This is a genomic window from uncultured Mailhella sp. (genome assembly GCF_947631555.1).
In the GTDB taxonomy this organism is placed as follows: domain Bacteria; phylum Desulfobacterota; class Desulfovibrionia; order Desulfovibrionales; family Desulfovibrionaceae; genus Mailhella.
The window spans coordinates 19,968-38,558 of the sequence record NZ_CANRLT010000017.1; the positions used below are offsets into that span (position 1 = coordinate 19,968).

Genomic DNA, 18,591 nt, shown 5'->3' on the forward strand with positions numbered 1-18,591 from the left:
AGGGCGTTCGCACCCCAGACGGCGGTCAGAGGCATCCGTGTGTGGGGGGGGACGCTATTTCGTCAGTGCGTCATAGGTCTGCACGGATTTCCTCTTGACCCAGCGGTAGCCTCCGACGGTTTTTTCCTTTGTCCATTCATAGCCGGAGACCACACCTTCCTTGACCTCGCTGCCGAATTCCTTCACAGCTTCGGCCGCATCATTGCTTTTGACCACCGTGGTCTGGGTGACGACAGGTTCTCCCTGTGCGTCGTAGGTGATGCTTTCGGTTTTTGTCGTGCTGGTACAGGCGGACAGAGCCAGAGCGAAAGCGAAAAGAAGTGCCGGTGTTTTCATGGCTGAACTCCGTGTGTGGGGCTAGACGCCTGATTTGGTGAGTTCGATGAACTGCTTGGCCGCGCGGGGACTGCGGCCTCCGTTGCGGATGGCATGGGCTTCGGCCCGAATGTCGAGCTGGGCTTCGGGCAGATCCAGCTGGTACTGTCGGGCGAGGATGTGGACGATCTCAAGATAGCGTTCCTTGTCCGGGCGGGAGAAGGTGACGGTGAGGCCGAAGCGTGCGGCAAGAGACATGAGTTCCTGGCGCGTGTCGGATTCATGGAGATCGGAGCCGGTTCGGTCTTCCCAGCTTTCCTTGATAAGGTGGCGGCGGTTGCTGGTGGCATACACTGCGAGGTTGCCGCTGTGCCCGTTGACGCTGCCTTCCAGAATGGCTTTCAGGGCGGCGAAGTCGGCGTCGTTGCTGCTGAAGCTCAGATCGTCGATGAACAGGATGAATTTCAGCGGGTTACGCCCCAGGGTCTCTACGATGTCCGGAATCTGATAGAGCTGGTTTTTCTTAACCTCGATAAGACGGAGGCCCTCGGCATGAAAGGCGTTGACAATAGCCTTCACCGTGCTGCTTTTCCCCGTTCCTGCGTCTCCGTACAGCAGCACGTTGTTGGCTGGCTGACCGTTCAGCAGCGCCCTGGTGTTGGCAATGATGCGGGAGCGCTCGCGTTCATAGCCGGGGAGCTGTTCCAAGGTCTGCGTGTCAGGGTGTTTCACCGGCACAAGAACCCCGTCCTTTACCGTGAACATGCGGTATTTGGCGAAGATGCCGTAGCCGCGCTGATGGATGGCCGCGAGGCGTTCAGCATACGCCCGGGCGAAGTCCTGTGCGGAGGTATTCCAGCGAGGCAGAAAGCCGTCAAAGGCAAGAGCTTCCCGAATGTCTTTGCCATCAAAAAGGCTAAGTTCCTGAAGGGCGGCAAGTTCGTGCGTGAGGCATTCTTCAAGAACAGGGCTGGCTGCACCCGGGCTGCAGCGCCGGAGTATGTAGATATTTTCATCTTCCAGCACAAGTTTGAGCAGATAGGCACTGAAGTCGTCTGTATGTGCAAAGAGCTCGGCGGCAAAATCGCAGTACGCGTCAATGCAGGCCGCTGTCTCGGCGGGGGAAGCGGAGAGAAGCCTCTGGAGTTTCACAAGGACGGGATCGGAGAGTATGCGGCGGAAGATGACGAGGCTGTTCAGCAGCAGGCGGTAATCATTGAAGGAATTCATAAGATGCTCAAGTGTTGCTTGAAGGTTTCCGCAGGAGCGAAACAAGGTTTGAAAAGCGGGGCTTTTCCTGTATCATTGCGCTTGGACGCGGTTTCTGCCGCAAGACACGGGGAGACGAAGCCGTCCTCAATATAGGCCAGTGTTCTCACAGGCGCAAGAGGCCCGCCTGTACAGCACCTCTTTGAGAAAACGTCGTTTCGCCGCGGCTTCGCTGTAGGGAAAAGGAGAAAAGGATGAAGATAGTGATTTTGGACGGATGCGCTCTGAATATGGGAGTCGCCGATCCCTGGAGCCGCCTTGGCGAGTTTGGAGAATGGGTGATGTACGAAACCACCCCGCAGGAACTGCTTGCCGAGCGCGCGCAGGACGCCGACATTCTGGTCATTAACAAGGCACCCATCGATGCCGGGCTTCTGGAGCGTCTGCCCCGGCTGAAGCTCATCGCCGTGACCGCGGCGGGTACGAACGTCGTGGATCTGAAGGCTGCGGGAGAGAGGGGCATTCCGGTATGCAACACGCCTGCCTACGGAACCGATGCTGTGGCTCAGCACGTCTTCGCGCTGCTTCTGGAACTCTGCCGCCACACCGCACTGCACACCGAGAGTGTGCGCCGCGGGGATTGGCGCCGGCGTCAGGAGTTCTGCTACTGGCTCACCCCGCAGATTGAGCTGACCGGAAAGACTCTGGGCATTTTCGGCTTCGGAGATCTCGGCCGCCGTGTTGCGGAAATAGGCCATGCCTTCAGAATGAAGGTCATCGCCTGTGCGCATCGGCCCATGCCCAAACCCGGCTATGAACCGTTTGAATTTGTCTCCCGTGAAGAACTGTTCCGCTGTTCCGACGTGCTTTCCCTGCACTGCCCGCTCACTGCCGAGACAAGGGGGCTGGTCTGCGCGGAGACGCTCGCTCTCATGAAGAACGGCAGTCTGCTCATCAACACGTCCCGCGGCCCCGTGGTGTCGGACAAGGACGTGGCCGACGCCTTGAACAGCGGGCATCTTGCGGGTTTTGCCGCGGATGTGCTGGAAGAAGAGCCGCCGCAGGACGACGATCCGCTGCTCACCGCGCCCAATGTGCTGCTCACGCCGCACATTGCCTGGGCGACGTCGGGGGCCATGTCCAACATTGCGGAAATCACTGCGGAAAACATACGTCGTTTTCTTGCCGGGAATCCGCAGAATGTGGTGAACGCCGCTCTGCTGAAGCGCACGGCCGCTGAGTAAGTATGCCCGGGAAAATACAAAAGCCCGTCGTGCAGGGGAAGCGCGGCGGGCTTTACTGTCTCTTGACGGGAGAATGTTCAGTCGTCGTCCTCTTCATCGAGGACGGCATCGGCCACGAAATCAAAGGCTATCCGTTCGATGGGGACTTCAGGCTCATAGGCGAGAATGTCGGCAAGGAAGGTTTCGGAGACTTCCCGGCGGCCTGCCTTGGCCTCCTCGATGAGTTCGTTCATGCGTTCCGTGTAGGCGTGGATGAGGCGGAAGACTTCGGCCACTACGGGGCTTGCAGGCGGTGTGTCGTTTTCTTCCCCGCCGCCGCAGCTGCTGTTTTCTTCTTCCACAGAGTCGTCGTAGGCATCGAGGGCGGCGTTGATTTCCAGTTCAGAAAGAGCGGCAAATTCGGGCGACGTTTTGATGGTGTGCATGACTTGGCCTCGTGCGCGGGTTGGCAGGAAAAGCGCCGTTCCTAGGGTTGACTGAGAAGTTTGACGGGGTTCAGCCTCTCCACCATGCGCTTATGGGGGATCTTAGCCTGGCGCAGCGCCAGATGGAGATCCGTGGTGGTATAGATGTCCCGCAAAATGACGGGAGAATACGCGCCTTCTCCGGCGGGAAAGACGGCAAGCAGGGGTATGCTTGCGCTGCCCAGGGCGCGGAGCAGGTCTTCCTTGGCCTTGTCCTTGAAGGTCATGTCCACCTTCATGGCCTCCACAGAGTACTGTTCCATGATGGGCAGGAGCGTGGGGGCCGAAAGGGTGGTGCTTTCCAGCACCTTGCAGGTCGGACACCAGTCGGCGGTAAATTCCACAATCATGGGCTTTTTGCCCAGATAGTCAGCAAAGGTTTCCTCGCTGTATTCCACCCAGGGCACGGTTTCCTTCTGCGCCGGCAGGAAGGCCCAGAAGCCGCAGAGGAAGATGGCCAGAAAAGCGAAGGTTCCCAGGAACATACGGCGGGTGATGGAACCGCGCAGACTGCCCCAGCGCCCCCAGATCCACGAGGCCGTGGCCGCGACGAGCAGGGTGACGAGAGTCTTGACGTGCAGGGCGGGCGGCAGCAGGGAGAAGAGGTAGATGGCCGTGGCCATGAGCAGAAGCCCCAGGATGCGCTCAAGCACGCTCAGCCAGGCGCCGGGGCGTGGCAGGAAGTGGACAAGCCGTGGGAAGCAGGCGATGAGAAGGTAGGGCAGAGCCATGCCCACGCCTGTTGAGGCGAAGATGGTCATGAGCACGGGCAGAGGCTTGGTCATGCCCCAAGCCAGGACGCCGCCGAGCAGGGGACCGCTGCACGGTGTGGCAAGCAGCGTGGTGAAGAGTCCTGTGGTAAAGGCCTGCATACGCGGAGTTCTGCCGTCAGGCTGGAGATCAAGTACGGGCAGGTGGAACACGTCGAACATGGACAGGCCCATGCAGAAGACAATGAGCAGCATGAAGAAGATGACTTCGCTGCTTTGGAAAAGCTGCCCCCACAGCATACCTGTAAGCCCGGAAATGACGGCCAGAAGCGTGAACCAGGCCACGATGCCCGCAGCAAAGTAGAGGGTGTGTTCGCGGATGCTGCGCCTGCGCTCCTCAAGAGAATCGCTGGAGGCGAGAAGTATGGAAAACTTCATGGTGAGCACGGGCAGGACGCAGGGCATGATGTTGAGCAGCAGACCGGCAAGCAGTCCTACACCGATGGCGCGAAGCCAGCTGTCAATATGGAAGCTGTCCTTGAGCGGCTGCGGCAAGAGCTTCTGTTCTTTTTTGGGCGCTGGAGCTTCCGTGCCCGTGGGCACGGGAACGGAAGGTTTGTCGAGGCCGGAAGAGCGATGCTGCAGAACAGAAGTATGAGCCTGGGGGAGCAGTGCAGAACGGGAGACCGCGGACTCTTCCTTCGTCTGAGGAGCAGTTTCGGTGAGGACTTCACCGGAAGAGGTATCGGCGTCGGCGGCGCGGCTCTTCTTCAGAGCCTCAAACCACGGAAGCTGAGCGGCATTTTTCAGTTCCGGAGGTGCCGTGGGCAGAAGTATGCGGGTGCGGACGGGCTGGCAGTGTTCGTTGGAACAGGCCAGAAGCGAAACTTCAAGTGTGACGGCTGATTTTTTCGCTTCCTTGAAGAGCAGAAAGACGGGTGTCGCGTCCTTGTAGACAACGCTGCTGCCGCCATCGGGAAGAGCCTTTCTGACGCCGGGAACATAGCGGATCTGAAGCTCATCGCCGGAGATCGGGCTTCCTTCAGTCTGAGCGGATACTGAGAGCGGCATTCCTTCGTCGCCGGGTTCGTGGGCGTAGGTATGGTAGCCAGGCGAGGGGATGAGCCACAGCACGGCCATGGAAATGTTTCTGTCCGTGGGAGGGGCGAGCTGTTTGCCATCCACCGCGGAGAGCTTTACCCACTCGGTATGAAAGCGATACGGCGGCGTTTCGTCCGCAGCTCGAAGGACGGCGGACGAAAAAACGAGGGCGGCAAGGACGGCAAACAGCGTTCCAGCAGCGAGTATGCGGGCCAGTATCTTCTTCATGGGGCGTTCATAAACTTTTTTGAAGAAAAAGGCAAAAAATTTCTTGACGGAGAGGGGGCGCACGGGTATGTATAACCCCGCTCTGGGGTCACTAGCTCAATTGGTAGAGCAGTTGACTCTTAATCAATTGGTTCGGAGTTCGAGTCTCCGGTGACCCACCAGAGAAGCAGTGCCTCACGAGAGATCGTGGGGTTTTTTCGTATGTCCTGCGAGCGGTGGGAGCAGTGCCGCACGCCGCTTGACACGGCATTCCGCAGAAAATAAATTTGTACGGGGGATGCGTTTTTCTTCAGAAAACGCGGGGCCTTGAAATTGTGTCAGTCAGGAGCAATGGCCTTGGGACAGGAAGAGCGTGACGGCGTACAGACGGACTTTGCCGCAACGGAAGAAGATGAGGCACGGGCGCAGGCCCTGGTAGAGGAAAAAGACAGCGAGTCCCGCGTCAGGCTCTACGCATCCGGGGGGATGATGGCTCGCATCCTGTCCGTGATTCTGATCGCCTTCTCGGCGTTTCAGCTTTACGCCTCCACCTTCGGTACGCTGGATGCCATGAAGCTGCGCTCCTGGCACATCATTTTTCTCCTGGTTCTCGCCTTCCTGCTGTATCCTGCCTGCCGGAGAGAAAAGCGCAGCCGTACTCTGCCTACGCTCTGGGATCTCGCCTGTACGGGCGCTGCTCTGTATGCCTTCGGCTATCTCATCCTGCACTATGACGACATCGCCATGGGCGGCGGCTGGTTCACGACACAGGACTATGTGGCTGCGGGCATAGGAGTGGCCGTCGCGTTCGAGGCGGCACGGCGTGTGGTTCCGAATCTGGCATGGCTTGCCTTCGCTTTTTTCGCCTATACCTTCGTGGGAAAGTATATCCCGGGAGCCTTCGGGCATGTGGGCTTTCCGCTGACACGCGTCATGGACCACATGTTCTGGGGCAGTCAGGGACTGCTCGGCGTGGGCGTCGGTGTCTCCGCGACCTATGTTTTCCTCTTCGTCCTTTTTGGCGCGTTCCTGCGGCTCAGCGGCTTCAGCGAATTTATCAACGATCTGGCGCTCACGCTGGTGGGCCGCACGTCGGGCGGTCCAGCCAAGGTTTCCGTCATTGCCAGCGCCCTCATGGGCATGATTAACGGCAGTGCGCTCGCAAACGTGGCCACAACGGGAGCCATCACCATCCCGCTCATGAAGAAGACCGGCTACAAGTCTGAATTTGCCGGAGCCGTGGAAGCTGTTGCCAGCACGGGCGGACAGTTCGCGCCGCCCATCATGGGCGCAGTGGGCTTCATCATGGCGGAATTTCTCGGGGTGAGCTATGTGAAGGTGATGCTTGCGGCCGCCATTCCCGCCTTTCTGTACTATCTTGGACTCCTTATGGCAGTGCATTTCGAGGCGAAGAAACTGGGACTCAAGGGGCTGTCCAGGGAGTACATTCCGGACGCGCTTCAGGTCATCCGCCGCCGTGGTCATCTCAGTGTGCCCCTTGTCGCACTCATGGCGCTCATGTTCATGGGCTATACACCGCTTTTTGCCGCTTCCGTTGCTATTTTTGCCACTGTCGCTGCCTCATGGCTCTCTCCGGATACCCGCATGGGGCCGCGCCGCATTCTCGAAGCTCTGGAAGAGGGGGCGCGCGGAGCCGTCGGTGTGGGCGTGTCCTGCGTCATCATCGGCATTATCATCGGTTCCGTGTCTCTCACCGGCCTGGGCCTGACCTTCGGCTTCCAGGTGCTGAAATATGTGGGAGAAGGTCAGCTCTATCTAGGCGGACTTTTCGTCATGCTCATGAGTACCGTCCTCGGCATGGGGGTACCCGGTGTGGCCGCCTACGTCATCGTGGCCGCCGTGGCCGTGCCCGTGCTCACGGGCGTGGGCGTGGCGCCCATGGCCGCACATATGTTCTGCCTGTTCTACGCCTGCCTTTCCAACATCACGCCGCCCGTGGCCATGTCTTCCTATGTGGCTGCGGGCATCGCAAGGTCCAACGAAACCAGAACTTCGCTCATCGCCATGCGTCTGGGGCTTTCCGGCTTTATTCTTCCGTTCTTCTTCCTCAACAATCCGCTCCTGCTCTACAGTTCGGAACATCCTGCTCTGGCTTCCCTGTGGGCCTTCGTGACTGCCGGCGTAGGTGTGAGCGCGCTTGCCGTGGGACTGGAACGCTGGATGTTCACCCGCTGTTCCATCCTCGAAAGTGCGCTGTTCCTGGGTGGAGCCATTCTGACCATCGACCCCGGGCTGACAACGGACATGCTCGGTTTTGCGCTCATTTTTTGCGCAGTGTATTTGAATTATCGCGCTGCTGCGGCTGCAAGAAAGGCCGCTTCACCCGCCAATCCCGCCGCTTCCGAAGCGCGGCGATAACCTCTGCTTTCCCCATAAGGAGTTTTTATGCGTAACGTTCTTCTTTCCCTGGCGGCTTCCGCCGCCCTGATCCTGAACGCTGCGGGCGTTCAGGCGGCCGATCATGCCCCCGTGAACATCAGTATTCCCACGGCGGCGACGACCAGCACCCTTTATCCCATTGGCGCGGCTCTGGGCAACCTTTGGAGCAGCAAGATTCCCTATGTGAAGGCCAGCGTCCAGTCTTCCAAGGGCGGAGTACAGAACCTTCAGCTTCTCAGCACGAAGGACGCTCAGGTCTCCTTCGCCATCACCAGCATCACCTATCAGTCCATGAAGGGACTGGACAAGTTCAAGGGCCATGCCTATCCCGATGTGCGCATCATCGCCGGTCTGTATTATAATCCCAATCAGGTCATTGCGCGCGCCGACAGCAGCGTGAACAGCCTCAAGGACTTCAAGGGCAAGACTTTCGTGCCCGGCGTCGCGGGCGGAACCACCATCGGTGAAACAGCCGTCCATTTCGCCGCCGCCGGACTTAATTACCCTGGCGACATCAAGGCTCAGTTTGTGGGGCCTGCCGAAGCCGGCGACCTCATGCGCAACAAGCAGATCGATGGCGTCTGGATCATGGCCGGTCTGCCCAATGCCGGTGTGTCTGAAATGTGCACGACGGCCAACGGCCGGCTTGTGAATATCGATGACGACACCTTCACAGCGCTTCAGAAGGAATATCCCTGGTATGCCAAGTTCCAGATTCCGGCCGGCACCTATCCCGGACAGAATGAGGCCGTGCAGACTACAGCGGTAAAGATGATCCTCATGACGGACGCATCCATGCCCGAAGACGTGATCTACGACCTCACCAAGTGTTTCTGGGAGAACCAGGACATCGTTCGTCAGGCACATGCCGTGATGAAGGACATCTCGCTTGAAGGCGCAGTGACCGACCTTGCCGGCATCCCCCTGCATCCAGGCGCTGCCAGGTATTACAAGGAAGCCGGCGTCCTGAAGTAAGCCCTTTCTGGCGTGAAAAAGCCGCCATGCTCCGGTTGATTCGAGCTGAGGCGGACAGAGCGGTTTTTCGCAAAGGTGTCATCTGAAAAAACGGCGTCCCTCCTGGATATACCGGTTCCAGTGGGGACGTCTTCGTTTCCGAAACGCCTCAGGGAACAGTGGACACGGGGACTGAATAAGACAGTCTGTCAGGAGAACACGCTCCGGGGGTGGTGAAAAGCGTGTTTTTCCGGGCCAGCGGATATTTGCTTTACAACGCCCGAATTTCCTTTTAAAAGAAGGTCTGCCCGAAACCGGAACGCCTTGCCGGAGCGTATTCGGGTTGATTCTCCGGTCTCTGCCTTTTGTCATCCATCAGCCGTTTCCTCCCGTGTTTCAGCCCGGGAAGAAAGGTTGCCAACCTTGGGCGCACCGCCCCCTGTGAGGCTCACCATGTCCAAAAACAACAAAGTTATCCTCGCCTACTCCGGCGGTCTGGACACTTCCGTCATTCTGAAATGGCTTATCGTTGAGCGCGGCTATGAAGTCGTCACCGTCACGGCTGATCTCGGTCAGGAAGATGATCTTGACGGCGTGGAACCCAAGGCCCTGAAGACGGGGGCCAGCAAGGCCTATATCGAGGATCTGCGCGACGAGTTCGCCAGAGATTATATCTATCCCATGCTCCGCTCCGGGGCCAGCTACGAAGGGCGTTACCTCATGGGTACGTCCATCGCCCGCCCGCTCATCGGCAAGCGGCTCGTTGAGATTGCCAAGCAGGAAGGCGCGTTCGCCATTGTTCACGGCGCGACCGGCAAGGGCAATGATCAGGTGCGCTTTGAACTTGCGATCAACGCTCTTGCGCCCGAACTTCAGGTTATCGCCCCCTGGCGCGAATGGGATCTCATGAGCCGCACGGCACTCACGGCCTTTGCCGAAAAGCACGGCATTCCGGTCAACGCTTCCAACAAGCATTACAGCATGGATCGCAACATGCTGCACTGCTCCTTTGAAGGCAGCGAACTGGAAGACCCGTGGGAAGAACCCGGCCCGAACAGCTACATCATGGCCGTACCTGTGGAGCAGGCTCCCAACGAACCTGAATACATCACCATCGGCTATGAAAAGGGCGATGCCGTCACCCTGAATGGTGAAAGGCTGTCCCCACGCGAAATGGTCATGAGCCTGAACAAGATCGCCGGAAAGCACGGTATTGGCCGCCTCGACATGGTGGAAAACCGCTTTGTGGGCATGAAGAGCCGCGGTGTGTACGAGACCCCAGGCGGAACCGTGCTGCACATTGCGCATCAGGATCTGGAAGGTATCTGCCTCGACCGCGAAGCGCTGGCCACCCGCGAGACCATACTTCCCCGCTATGCGGCTGCCGTGTATAACGGCTTCTGGTTCTCCCCGGAACGCGAGGGTATGCAGGCCATGATCGACCAGATGCAGCAGGGCGTGACCGGCGAAGTCCGCCTGAAGCTCTACAAGGGCAACGCCTGGCCCGTGGGACGCTATTCTCCGCACAGCCTGTATTGTCAGGATCTCGCTACCTTTGAAGAATGCGCCACTTACGACCACAAGGACGCTGCCGGCTTCATCCGGCTTCAGGGGCTGCGCATCCGCGGCTATGCCGACCGCAAGAGCCGCTTCCTGAAGTAAGAGGCCGTTTGTCTCTTGACCGGCGAGGGAGCGGACAGAGAGTCTGCTCCCTCGGTTTTTCAGGCGCACCGTGCCTGCGGTTCTGCCGTCACCTCATCCTTCCTCGTTTGAAGTTTTCTTTCGGGAGTCACTATGTCCGATAAGCCTTGGGGCGGCCGTTTCAAGGAAAGCACCAGCCTTGCTGTGGAAGCCTATACGGAATCCATCTCCTTCGACAGCGCACTCTACGCGCAGGACATCGCCGGCTCCAAGGCTCATGCCCGTATGCTGGGCGAACGGGGCGTTCTTTCGCGGGAAGAAGCTGCCCGTCTTATCGACGGACTCGAGCGGGTGAAACGAGAGATTGAGGAGGGGGTCTTTCCCTGGAAGCAGGAATTGGAAGACGTCCACATGAATATCGAGACCCGGCTCACGGAACTCGTGGGCGAAGTGGGCAAGAAACTGCACACGGGGCGCAGCCGCAACGATCAGGTCTGTCTTGATTTTCGCCTCTTCGTTTCGGACAATCTGCGTGAGTGGATGAAGCTCACACGGCAGCTCATCCGCGTCTTTGTCCGCAGGGCGGAGGAAAACCGTGAAGTGCTCCTGCCGGGATGTACGCACATGCAGCCCGCCCAGCCTGTGAGTCTGGCGCATCACCTTCTGGCCTATGCCTGGATGCTGAAGCGGGACGTGGAGCGCATGGCCGACTGTGAACGCCGTGTCCGCGTAAGTCCCTTGGGAGCGGCGGCACTGGCCGGAACGACCTATGATCTAGACCCCGCTATGGTGGCCGAAGAACTTGGCATGTACGGCACCTTCGACAACAGCATGGACGCCGTGGCCGACAGGGATTTTGCGGAGGAGGCGCTGTTCTGCGGCTCCGTCTGCATGGGGCATCTCTCCCGTTTCTGCGAAGAGCTTATCTGGTGGGCCAATCCGATGTTCGGCTATGTCACGTTTTCCGACAGGCATTCCACGGGTTCTTCCATCATGCCGCAGAAGAAAAATCCTGATGTCGCCGAGATCATGCGCGGCAAGACGGGGCGCGTGTACGGCAATCTGTTCAACCTTATGACCATCATGAAGGGCATACCTCTGACCTACAACCGTGACCTTCAGGAAGACAAGCTGCCCTTCATCGACACGGACAGAACTGTGCGCCATTCCCTTTCCCTCATGGCCGACATGCTGGACGGATTGACTTTCCACCCCGGCCGTATGCGCCGTGCCCTTGCTTCCGGTTTCCTCAATGCTACGGAACTGGCCGATTATCTTGTGGGCAAGGGGCTGCCGTTTCGGGAGGCTCATCATGTCTCCGGGCGGGCCGTTGCCTGCGCCGAGGAAAAGGGTGTGGGGCTGGAAGACCTCAGTCTGGAAGAACTGCGCGCTTTCAGTCCGCTCATCGAAAAGGATGTGTTCGCAGCGTTGGAGTATGACCGTGCCGTGGCTCGCCGCAACGTGCCCGGCGGCACAGGTCCGCGCTCCGTGGCCGGGCAGCTCAAGCGGCTCGGGGAGTGGCTGGGTGGCGCGGAGCAGGCATGAGACGCCGAAAGAAAACACCGCCGGCAGCGTACGCGGAGACTGCGGACTGGCTGAAAAAGGCGGTACACAGCGCACCGCGCCCCCTTCCTGCGGGCTTCTTTCCGCGCATCCTCGAACATGCTGAGGCAGAGGGCTTCGAGCGCGGGACGCTTCTGGACGTTCTCGACGAGTGGCTGAATTACGGCTACTGCCGCATCACGGATTCCATCGCACAGGATATAGAGATCACACCGGAAGGCGGCCGCTTCTTTTACCGGAACCTGTGAACGTTGCCACAGCGGCAGACCGTTGTTTCTGCGAGAGTTACAATTTTTTTCCTTTTTACTCCTAAAGCAGACAGCGGATATTTTAAAGTGGCACTTTAACTTTTGGCGCATCCGAAGTATTCTGGCCACACCCGCTCTTTCAGGCCGACAGTGCGCAAGGGGGGAGCAGTTCTTGTAATCAGGCCGCGGTGATGGGACAGAACAGGGGGAGAGAGCCGGCGGGGGCGGAAAGGGCGGACTTCCCGCCGCAGGGACGACAGCCGTTTTTTGCATGAGTTCGGCCTGTTCGCCGCCCTTGCGCTTTCAGGAGGGCATTTCTTCAGCTATTCCGGGAAGGCGGGAAATTTCAGAGCAGGAAGGCTGTCGCCAGACCGAGAAAGATAAAGAAGCCGCCGGAGTCGGTGAGTGCCGTGAGGAAGATGCTGGAGGCTTGGGCAGGGTCTCTGCCGAGGGAACGCAGAACCAGCGGAATGGCGCCGCCGGCCATAGCCCCCAGGAGCATGTCGAGCAGAAGTGAAACGCCCATGACGGCGGCCAGATTCTTGCTTCCACTGAGCATGATCACGCCGCCATAGGCCAGGAGTGCCATGACGAGTCCGGTGCCGAGTCCGATTTTGCTCTCGCGCAGTACGGCGGTCCAGGCGCGTCTTGCATCGAAACTTTCCGTGGCCAGCTGACGGATCATCACGGCTAGTGCCTGCTGCCCTGTATTGCCCGCCTGGTTGGCGACCATGGGCATCAGGACGGCGAGGAGCGCCATCTGAGCGATGGAGCCTTCAAACAGCGAGACGATGAAGGCCGACAGCGACGAGGTACACATATTGATGACGAGCCAGGGAAGACGCATGAACACGGAGCGTTTCCACGGCGTATCCACGGATTCGTCCTGTCCTGCGCCCACCATGCCGAGCATGTCGGCACTGGCCTCGTCCTGAATGATGTCCAGAACGTCGTCGTGCGTGACGACGCCCATAAGATGATTTTCCCGATCGACAACGGGCAGGCAGAGAAAATTGTAGTGCCCCAGCAGACGTGCCACTTCAGCCTTGTCGGCGTCGAACTGTACGGCAATGACATCCTGTCCGCTCACCATGCTTTCCACCTGGGTTCCCGGGCGGGCCAGCATGAGATCGCGCAGGGAAATGACGCCTTCCAGCGTGGAGCCTCTGTCCACCACATAGACGTAGTAGGGCATTTCCTTTTCTTCAAGTTCGCTTCGGATGCGCTGTATGGCCTCGTCCACGGTGGAATACAGATCCACCATGATGATGTCCGTGTTCATGACGCCTGCGGCCGTATCCGGGTCGAAGGCTAGCAGCTTGCGCAGCTCATCGGCGTCGTCCGCGGGGAGATTGCTCAGCAGAATGTCGCGGTGATCTTCCTCGACTTCGTCCAGAATGTCCACGGCGTCGTCGGGATCCATTTCCGCGAGAAGCCGGGCCGCATCGTCGGCGTCCATGTTTTCCAGAACATCGCCCGCGACTTCTTCATCCAGTTCGGCCAGAGCGTCTGCGGCTTCTTCTGCGGGCAGATGGCTCAGGACGCAGACCTGCTTGCTGAGGGGGAGCTGTTCCAGATGTTCCGCACGGTCGGCGGGATGGATGAAATCATCGCTTTGAATATCGCTCCCGCAGCGGGCCAGTCCGTCGGTCTGTTCGGTGTCCGGCTTGTCGCTTTCTCCGTGTCCGTTCTTGTCGGCAGGGGCTGGGATCGTGACGGAAGCGTGCAGGTCTCCGGTTTCTTGGCGAACAATATCTTTGCCGGTATCGTGTTCTTTCTGCCGTTCTGCGGAAGAGGTATCGGAACTGGTGACAGAGGAAGGAGCGTTCAGGTCTTCCTGTTCGCGGATATCTTTTTGCATGTCGAAGCACTCCTCCGCCTTCGGTGAACCGAAGCGGCAGCCTTGCGTGTTCTGCCGGGATAGTCCGCCCTGACCGCTTTTCACCTTGGGACAAGGGCGATGCCATGATTTCTGAAGACGGTTCTGCATACCATGCCATGGCCTTGGGAGCAAGCGTTGTGACGTGGTGGCTCATCCGAATTTGAGAGGTGAGACCTAGGGATGGGCGGCCGTAAAAAATCGTCCGATGTCTGCCTTCCCCTGATGTTGCAACATATGGGGGCGGCATTTGCCGCCTTGAAGGGAACGGCGCGGAAGAATGCGTCCCTAAAAAAAGAGGCCGCGGGGAAGCCGCAGCCTCTGCGCTTCAATGCAGAAAAGGGTTACTTCACCGTGTAGAATTTGGAGCCGTCAGCGCCGCACACGGGGCACTTGCCTTCATACTTGCCCTTGTGGATGTAGCCGCACACGGGGCAGATGTAGTAGTCTTCGCCGTCGGCCTTGGGATCCTTGGCCGCATCCTTGTACAGCTCGGCATGGATGCCTTCCACCTTGCAGACCATTTCAAAATATTTGGCGATGGCCTTTTCCTCTTCGTTTTTGGCGTCCTCGATCATGGCGGGATACATGACGGTGCATTCATGGGTCTCGCCGGCAATGGCGGCCTGGAGGTTTTCGGCAGTGCTCTTTACTTCCTTGGCGCTGCGGAAGTGGGCGAGAGCGTGGATGGTCTCGGCTTCGGCGGCGGCACGGAACAGCTTGGCAGCCTGGGAGCAGCCTTCTTTTTCAGCCTGCGCGGCAAAGGCAAGATACTTGCGGTTGGCCTGGGATTCCCCGGCAAAAGCTTCCATCAGATCGGCATGGGTCTTGCTCATAAGTTCTCCTTGTGCGAAAACAGGAATGCGCATGAGCGCAGTGTTTCAGGTTTTGTCTCAAACAGGAATGATTTCTATTTAGTAAAAAACAGGGCGCCTGTAAAGCGTTTTTTTGCCTGGAGGCGTTTTTTCCTTTTCGCCCGCCGTGCTGCCTGTATAAAAGGGCGAGTCTGCGCCGTTCCTTTGCAGAGGCAGGTGGAACAAGCGAGACCTTTTTTCTCACTCAGGAATCGTCATGGCTGCGTATCGGATCCCAGCGCTTTCTCTTTTTGACACTGACTCCTCCCCAGTCAGGGATGGAGGCTCTTTTTTCGTGCGCTTCGAAGAGGAGATAAAAAGAAGCCGCTTTATCACCACGCTGGCTCATGCCGACAGCCGCGAGCGGGCGCTTGCCTTTGTCGAGTCCGTACGCAGGGAGTTTCCCGACGCCACACATCACTGCTGGGCGTATGCGGCGGGGGCGCCCGGAGACACGGCCCGCGTGGGGCAGAGCGACGATGGAGAACCGCACGGCACGGCTGGCCGCCCCATGCTGACGCAGCTTCTCCATAGCGGCGTGGGCGAGATCGCAGCAGTGACGGCTCGTTACTTCGGGGGCGTCAAGCTGGGGACAGGAGGATTGACGCGAGCCTATCAGAACGGCGTCAAAGAAGCGCTGACGCTGTTGCCGGTCGTGGAAAAAAAGACGTTGTGCCGCGCATGGGCAGAAGTGGACTATGCCCATGTGGATCGCTTTTACCGTCTCCTTCCCCGCTTTCAGGCGCGGGTTTCTGGAGAAGAGTTTGGCGGCGTGGCGCTGTTCACCGTGGAATTTCCCGATGACTGCCTTGAGCCGTTCAACTCGGCGCTGCGGGAGACGACAGACGGCCGCAGCGAGCTGATCCGTTTGATGGATATCTGAGTTGCCCGGTTTTCAGGTATCGGGCCGGCAGCGCTTCTGGCAGCTTTGAGCTTTCAGGGGGGGACGCATCGGGAATTGCCGTATGGAAAGCATACTCATCGCAGCACTAGTCCGTACAGAACTGCTTCTTGATTTTTGGAACTGTTTGCGGCACAACAGAGAAAACTGTGACCAAGGGAGAAAAGATGAGCAATCCTCTTGTTCTGATGGAAACTTCTTCGGGTGATATACTGCTGGAACTCTTTGCCGACAAGGCTCCGGCTACGGTGGCAAACTTTCTCCGCTATGTGGATGAAGGCTTTTACGACAACACGATCTTTCACCGTGTGATCAAGGGGTTCATGATCCAGGGCGGCGGCCTCGGTGTGCGCATGGACGAAAAGCCAACGCATGAACCGATTCAGAACGAGGCGGGGAACGGTCTGAGCAACCTTCGGGGAACGCTGGCCATGGCACGCACTTCGGAGCCGCATTCCGCAGCGGCACAGTTCTTCATCAACCTTGTGGACAATGAAGAACTGGATCATAAGGACGACAGCGCCGAAGGCTACGGCTACTGCGTCTTCGGGCAGGTGGAAGACGGCATGGACGTTGTGGACAAGATAGCCAAGCTGAAGGTCAGGCCGCAGGGCGAGCATGAAGCCGTTCCTGTGGATATGGTGGTCATTTCACGGGCCAGTCGCTTCGAATGAGTGCTTTCGGAAGTCCCGGAAGACGTATTTCGTATTTTCATACAGGAGTGCCGCTGTGAAAGTCCTGTGGGTGATTTTTGGCATCGTGGTCATTGTTGGGGCCGCCGTTCTGTTCTGGCCTGAACGCTGCGCCCCGGAAATCAAAAAGCGCGAGCCTGGAAGCGGCATCCCGGAAGGCCGGGAGGATGAATACAGCGCCGGACTTGAGCCAACGCAATGCGAGAGGCCCGTACTGTACACGCTGCACACCTGCCGGCACTGCATTCGTCTCAAGGAATATCTGGCCGCACGGAGTGTCTTTGTGCAGGAGGTCTACCTGGACGATTTTGAAGGAACGGCCCGGCAGGCTCTGCTGACAACGCTTCGCAGATACAATCCCCGCGGCTCCTTCCCGACTCTCGTGCTTCCCGATGGGCGCTGCGTCGTTGGCTTTCAGGAAGCAATGGTAAAAAAGCTCTTCGGCTGGGAAGACTGAACGACCCTTTATCACTGAGCTGTGAGTCATGAATAAAAAAGTTCTTGTGACCGGTCTCCTCGTTTTTTGGTCTGGTGTCGCCGGATATATGGGTATGCGTATCCTCGAAAGCTATGCCGAGGACGCTGTGCAGGCCGCGCTTTCCGCCATTCCCGCCACGGCGGAGGAAATCAGGTTTTCCCCTCTTGACAAGAGTCTTAAAATCAAGGGGATAGCCTACGAGATTCCTGATGAGAAGATTCAGCGCAAGGGAACCATCGCCGAGGCAGAAGTGAAGGGGTTCAACCGCAAGATTCTCTATGTTCTGCCCAAAATGGATCCCTACGATCCCGAATCGCTGCCAAAGGTGGCGGACGCTATTTCTCTGAAGGGTCTTTCCGAAACCAGTCATGTTGGATATGAAATCATAACGCGTACCATTGGGAACGTTGAAATCGTCAACTGGCATCAGCGGTTGGGGCTTGTCCTTGATCAGTACAGCCGCTACGGGGCTGGAGAGCGATTCTACGAAGAACTTTTCCGCTGCCGTATGGACGAGGTGAAGTTTTCCGCAGCGGAGACAGTCATTCGGGACAACACATCATCGCAGCCCATCACGTTCCGCATTGCGGAAGGAAGCCTGCCCGGTGGCATCCACGCTCCCAAAGCGGGCGCGTTCGTGGCGCCTGTGTCGCTTCGGCTGAAAGGCATGACCTTTGCGGGAGGCAACGGCTCCGGGGCCCTCGAGACGTTTGAGCTGAAAGACGTCGTGCCCCCTGAACCAAAACAACTTGCCCAGATGATCGAATTTCTCAAAACCGTGTACACCGGCACGGAAGAAGATTTCGAGAAATTGAAGGAACTCTGCGCCCAGGCATGGAAGGACAGACTGCCGATCTCTTCCGTGAGTGCAGGCGGCGGGCTTTTCAGGAATGGTGACAATCTCATCCGCTTCAGAAACATTCTTTATTCCATCGCCGGTAATGCCGAAGGCGGTTCGCAGACACTGAAGATACAGAATGTGCGTATTCCTGCGGAAACGATGGAAGAACTTGCGGACACCGTGAAACGTTTTGCACCTGATGGCTTTGACCTGTCCCTGGATTGCACAAGCCGCTATTCCGGTACTGGGATGGCGGGAACAGCGGAGTATACGCTTAAAGATCTTGGGCGTCTGCGTGTTGCCGCAGAGTTTAAAGGCGATGTCAAGGAAATTCAGCGCGTGGCGCGTACCAGTACGCCGGAGGAGGCTCTGGCTTTGCTCTCGCGTTTCGAGATAAGAAAGTTTTCCGCAGACTACGAAGATTGGGGACTCTTGCCGCTCTGCATGGCAGTCTTTGCGGAAGGAAGCGCTGAAGAGCTTCAGGATGCCTTGACACTGATACAACAGGAAGCCGCCGCCATGCGCAGAAAAGGCGGCGTGTTCTGGACGGAACTCGCTCATGTTCTCGAAGAGCAGTTCAACGCGCCCGGAACAGTTCATGTTGACTTTGAAGCACCCAGAGCTGTTTCCCTCATGCAGCTCACCATGATGATGCTCACCAAGAGCGGAGAACTGCCTGTGACACTGTCGTCCACGCCCGGCCCGAAGGCACTGAGTAGTTATCCCATACTCAATTGACGGGCGAACCACCCCATCATGTAGAAAGGGCGGCGGAGTGATTTGCCGCCTTACTTGGTTAAACGAAAACCCCCAGTATTGGTCTGCCCCCTGTCAAGTAGACATCTAAAAAGCCCCTGTGGCATTGATTCTAAGCGGTCAGCTTTTCCCGA

17 protein-coding genes and 1 tRNA gene are annotated in these 18,591 nt (G+C 58.2%); 12 read left to right on the forward strand and 6 right to left on the reverse strand.

Going from position 1 to position 18,591, the window contains the following annotated elements; translation table 11 throughout:
* Positions 1-54: 54 nt before the first annotated feature.
* Both Q0Z94_RS04010 and Q0Z94_RS04015 read right to left on the reverse strand, forming a co-directional pair.
* Positions 55-336, reverse strand: coding sequence for a hypothetical protein (locus Q0Z94_RS04010; RefSeq protein ID WP_298067733.1), 282 nt, complete (start codon positions 334-336; stop codon positions 55-57).
* A gap of 21 nt (positions 337-357) precedes the next feature.
* The gene (locus tag Q0Z94_RS04015) at positions 358-1,545 is read right to left on the reverse strand and encodes an ATP-binding protein (protein WP_298067734.1); all 1,188 of its coding nucleotides are present in this window, start codon (positions 1,543-1,545) and stop codon (positions 358-360) included.
* A 233-nt stretch (positions 1,546-1,778) separates the two neighbouring features.
* On the opposite strand from Q0Z94_RS04015, the gene Q0Z94_RS04020 reads away from it, so the two are divergent.
* Positions 1,779-2,768 carry a D-2-hydroxyacid dehydrogenase gene (locus tag Q0Z94_RS04020; protein WP_298067735.1) on the forward strand — a complete coding sequence of 330 codons (990 nt, stop codon included), beginning with the start codon at positions 1,779-1,781 and terminating at the stop codon, positions 2,766-2,768.
* A gap of 77 nt (positions 2,769-2,845) precedes the next feature.
* Here the strand turns inward: Q0Z94_RS04020 and Q0Z94_RS04025 are convergent, their stop codons facing one another.
* On the reverse strand, positions 2,846-3,193 hold the full coding sequence (locus Q0Z94_RS04025; protein WP_298067736.1) for a hypothetical protein: 348 nt from the start codon (positions 3,191-3,193) through the stop codon (positions 2,846-2,848).
* Between the two features lie 41 nt (positions 3,194-3,234).
* Positions 3,235-5,271, reverse strand: coding sequence for a cytochrome c biogenesis protein CcdA (locus Q0Z94_RS04030; protein WP_298067737.1), 2,037 nt, complete (start codon positions 5,269-5,271; stop codon positions 3,235-3,237).
* 85 nt (positions 5,272-5,356) lie between these two features.
* On the opposite strand from Q0Z94_RS04030, the gene Q0Z94_RS04035 reads away from it, so the two are divergent.
* From Q0Z94_RS04035 to Q0Z94_RS04060, 6 genes are all read left to right on the forward strand, one after another.
* Positions 5,357-5,432: transfer RNA gene (locus Q0Z94_RS04035), tRNA-Lys, on the forward strand.
* Positions 5,433-5,607: 175 nt separating this feature from the next.
* On the forward strand, positions 5,608-7,629 hold the full coding sequence (locus Q0Z94_RS04040; RefSeq protein WP_298067738.1) for a TRAP transporter permease: 2,022 nt from the start codon (positions 5,608-5,610) through the stop codon (positions 7,627-7,629).
* Between the two features lie 27 nt (positions 7,630-7,656).
* Positions 7,657-8,625: a TAXI family TRAP transporter solute-binding subunit gene (locus tag Q0Z94_RS04045; RefSeq protein WP_298067739.1), complete on the forward strand. Its 969-nt coding sequence runs from the start codon at positions 7,657-7,659 to the stop codon at positions 8,623-8,625.
* A gap of 432 nt (positions 8,626-9,057) precedes the next feature.
* Positions 9,058-10,266, forward strand: a complete 1,209-nt coding sequence (locus tag Q0Z94_RS04050) for an argininosuccinate synthase (RefSeq protein WP_298067740.1) — start codon at positions 9,058-9,060, stop codon at positions 10,264-10,266.
* Between the two features lie 132 nt (positions 10,267-10,398).
* Complete coding sequence (argH, locus tag Q0Z94_RS04055; RefSeq protein WP_298067741.1) at positions 10,399-11,790, forward strand: argininosuccinate lyase; 1,392 nt, start codon at positions 10,399-10,401, stop codon at positions 11,788-11,790.
* A complete protein-coding gene (locus Q0Z94_RS04060; protein ID WP_298067742.1) occupies positions 11,787-12,056 on the forward strand; it encodes a hypothetical protein in 270 nt (89 codons plus the stop codon). The genes argH and Q0Z94_RS04060 overlap by 4 nt, the downstream gene beginning before the upstream one ends.
* Before the next feature lie 346 nt (positions 12,057-12,402).
* On the opposite strand, the gene mgtE is transcribed toward Q0Z94_RS04060, so the two are convergent.
* Entirely contained in the window at positions 12,403-13,917 is a 1,515-nt protein-coding gene (gene mgtE / locus Q0Z94_RS04065; RefSeq protein WP_298067743.1) for a magnesium transporter, read from the reverse strand.
* Between the two features lie 201 nt (positions 13,918-14,118).
* On the opposite strand from mgtE, the gene Q0Z94_RS04070 reads away from it, so the two are divergent.
* Entirely contained in the window at positions 14,119-14,295 is a 177-nt protein-coding gene (locus tag Q0Z94_RS04070) for a hypothetical protein (protein ID WP_298067744.1), read from the forward strand.
* On the opposite strand, the gene Q0Z94_RS04075 is transcribed toward Q0Z94_RS04070, so the two are convergent.
* On the reverse strand, positions 14,280-14,771 hold the full coding sequence (locus tag Q0Z94_RS04075) for a rubrerythrin family protein (RefSeq protein ID WP_298067745.1): 492 nt from the start codon (positions 14,769-14,771) through the stop codon (positions 14,280-14,282). The genes Q0Z94_RS04070 and Q0Z94_RS04075 overlap by 16 nt on opposite strands.
* Before the next feature lie 313 nt (positions 14,772-15,084).
* Between Q0Z94_RS04075 and Q0Z94_RS04080 the strand changes: the two genes are divergently transcribed.
* The 4 genes from Q0Z94_RS04080 to Q0Z94_RS04095 all read left to right on the forward strand — a co-directional run bounded on the left by Q0Z94_RS04080 (position 15,085) and on the right by Q0Z94_RS04095 (position 18,439).
* Positions 15,085-15,672, forward strand: a complete 588-nt coding sequence (locus Q0Z94_RS04080; protein ID WP_298067746.1) for a YigZ family protein — start codon at positions 15,085-15,087, stop codon at positions 15,670-15,672.
* Positions 15,673-15,857: 185 nt separating this feature from the next.
* Positions 15,858-16,364: a peptidylprolyl isomerase gene (locus Q0Z94_RS04085; RefSeq protein WP_298067747.1), complete on the forward strand. Its 507-nt coding sequence runs from the start codon at positions 15,858-15,860 to the stop codon at positions 16,362-16,364.
* A 55-nt stretch (positions 16,365-16,419) separates the two neighbouring features.
* A complete protein-coding gene (locus Q0Z94_RS04090; RefSeq protein ID WP_298067748.1) occupies positions 16,420-16,839 on the forward strand; it encodes a glutaredoxin family protein in 420 nt (139 codons plus the stop codon).
* Between the two features lie 28 nt (positions 16,840-16,867).
* On the forward strand, positions 16,868-18,439 hold the full coding sequence (locus Q0Z94_RS04095) for a hypothetical protein (protein WP_298067749.1): 1,572 nt from the start codon (positions 16,868-16,870) through the stop codon (positions 18,437-18,439).
* Positions 18,440-18,591: the final 152 nt, after the last annotated feature.

Excerpts from the sequence above, each read along its gene's own strand:
- Q0Z94_RS04010 (WP_298067733.1), bottom strand. The coding sequence starts at position 336 with ATGAAAACACCGGCACTTCTTTTCGCTTTCGCTCTGGCTCTGTCCGCC.
- Q0Z94_RS04015 (WP_298067734.1), bottom strand. The coding sequence starts at position 1,545 with ATGAATTCCTTCAATGATTACCGCCTGCTGCTGAACAGCCTCGTCATC.
- Q0Z94_RS04020 (WP_298067735.1), top strand. The coding sequence starts at position 1,779 with ATGAAGATAGTGATTTTGGACGGATGCGCTCTGAATATGGGAGTCGCC.
- Q0Z94_RS04025 (WP_298067736.1), bottom strand. The coding sequence starts at position 3,193 with ATGCACACCATCAAAACGTCGCCCGAATTTGCCGCTCTTTCTGAACTG.
- Q0Z94_RS04030 (WP_298067737.1), bottom strand. The coding sequence starts at position 5,271 with ATGAAGAAGATACTGGCCCGCATACTCGCTGCTGGAACGCTGTTTGCC.
- Q0Z94_RS04045 (WP_298067739.1), top strand. The coding sequence starts at position 7,657 with ATGCGTAACGTTCTTCTTTCCCTGGCGGCTTCCGCCGCCCTGATCCTG.
- Q0Z94_RS04050 (WP_298067740.1), top strand. The coding sequence starts at position 9,058 with ATGTCCAAAAACAACAAAGTTATCCTCGCCTACTCCGGCGGTCTGGAC.
- argH (WP_298067741.1), top strand. The coding sequence starts at position 10,399 with ATGTCCGATAAGCCTTGGGGCGGCCGTTTCAAGGAAAGCACCAGCCTT.
- Q0Z94_RS04060 (WP_298067742.1), top strand. The coding sequence starts at position 11,787 with ATGAGACGCCGAAAGAAAACACCGCCGGCAGCGTACGCGGAGACTGCG.
- mgtE (WP_298067743.1), bottom strand. The coding sequence starts at position 13,917 with ATGCAAAAAGATATCCGCGAACAGGAAGACCTGAACGCTCCTTCCTCT.
- Q0Z94_RS04070 (WP_298067744.1), top strand. The coding sequence starts at position 14,119 with ATGGGCGGCCGTAAAAAATCGTCCGATGTCTGCCTTCCCCTGATGTTG.
- Q0Z94_RS04075 (WP_298067745.1), bottom strand. The coding sequence starts at position 14,771 with ATGAGCAAGACCCATGCCGATCTGATGGAAGCTTTTGCCGGGGAATCC.
- Q0Z94_RS04085 (WP_298067747.1), top strand. The coding sequence starts at position 15,858 with ATGAGCAATCCTCTTGTTCTGATGGAAACTTCTTCGGGTGATATACTG.
- Q0Z94_RS04095 (WP_298067749.1), top strand. The coding sequence starts at position 16,868 with ATGAATAAAAAAGTTCTTGTGACCGGTCTCCTCGTTTTTTGGTCTGGT.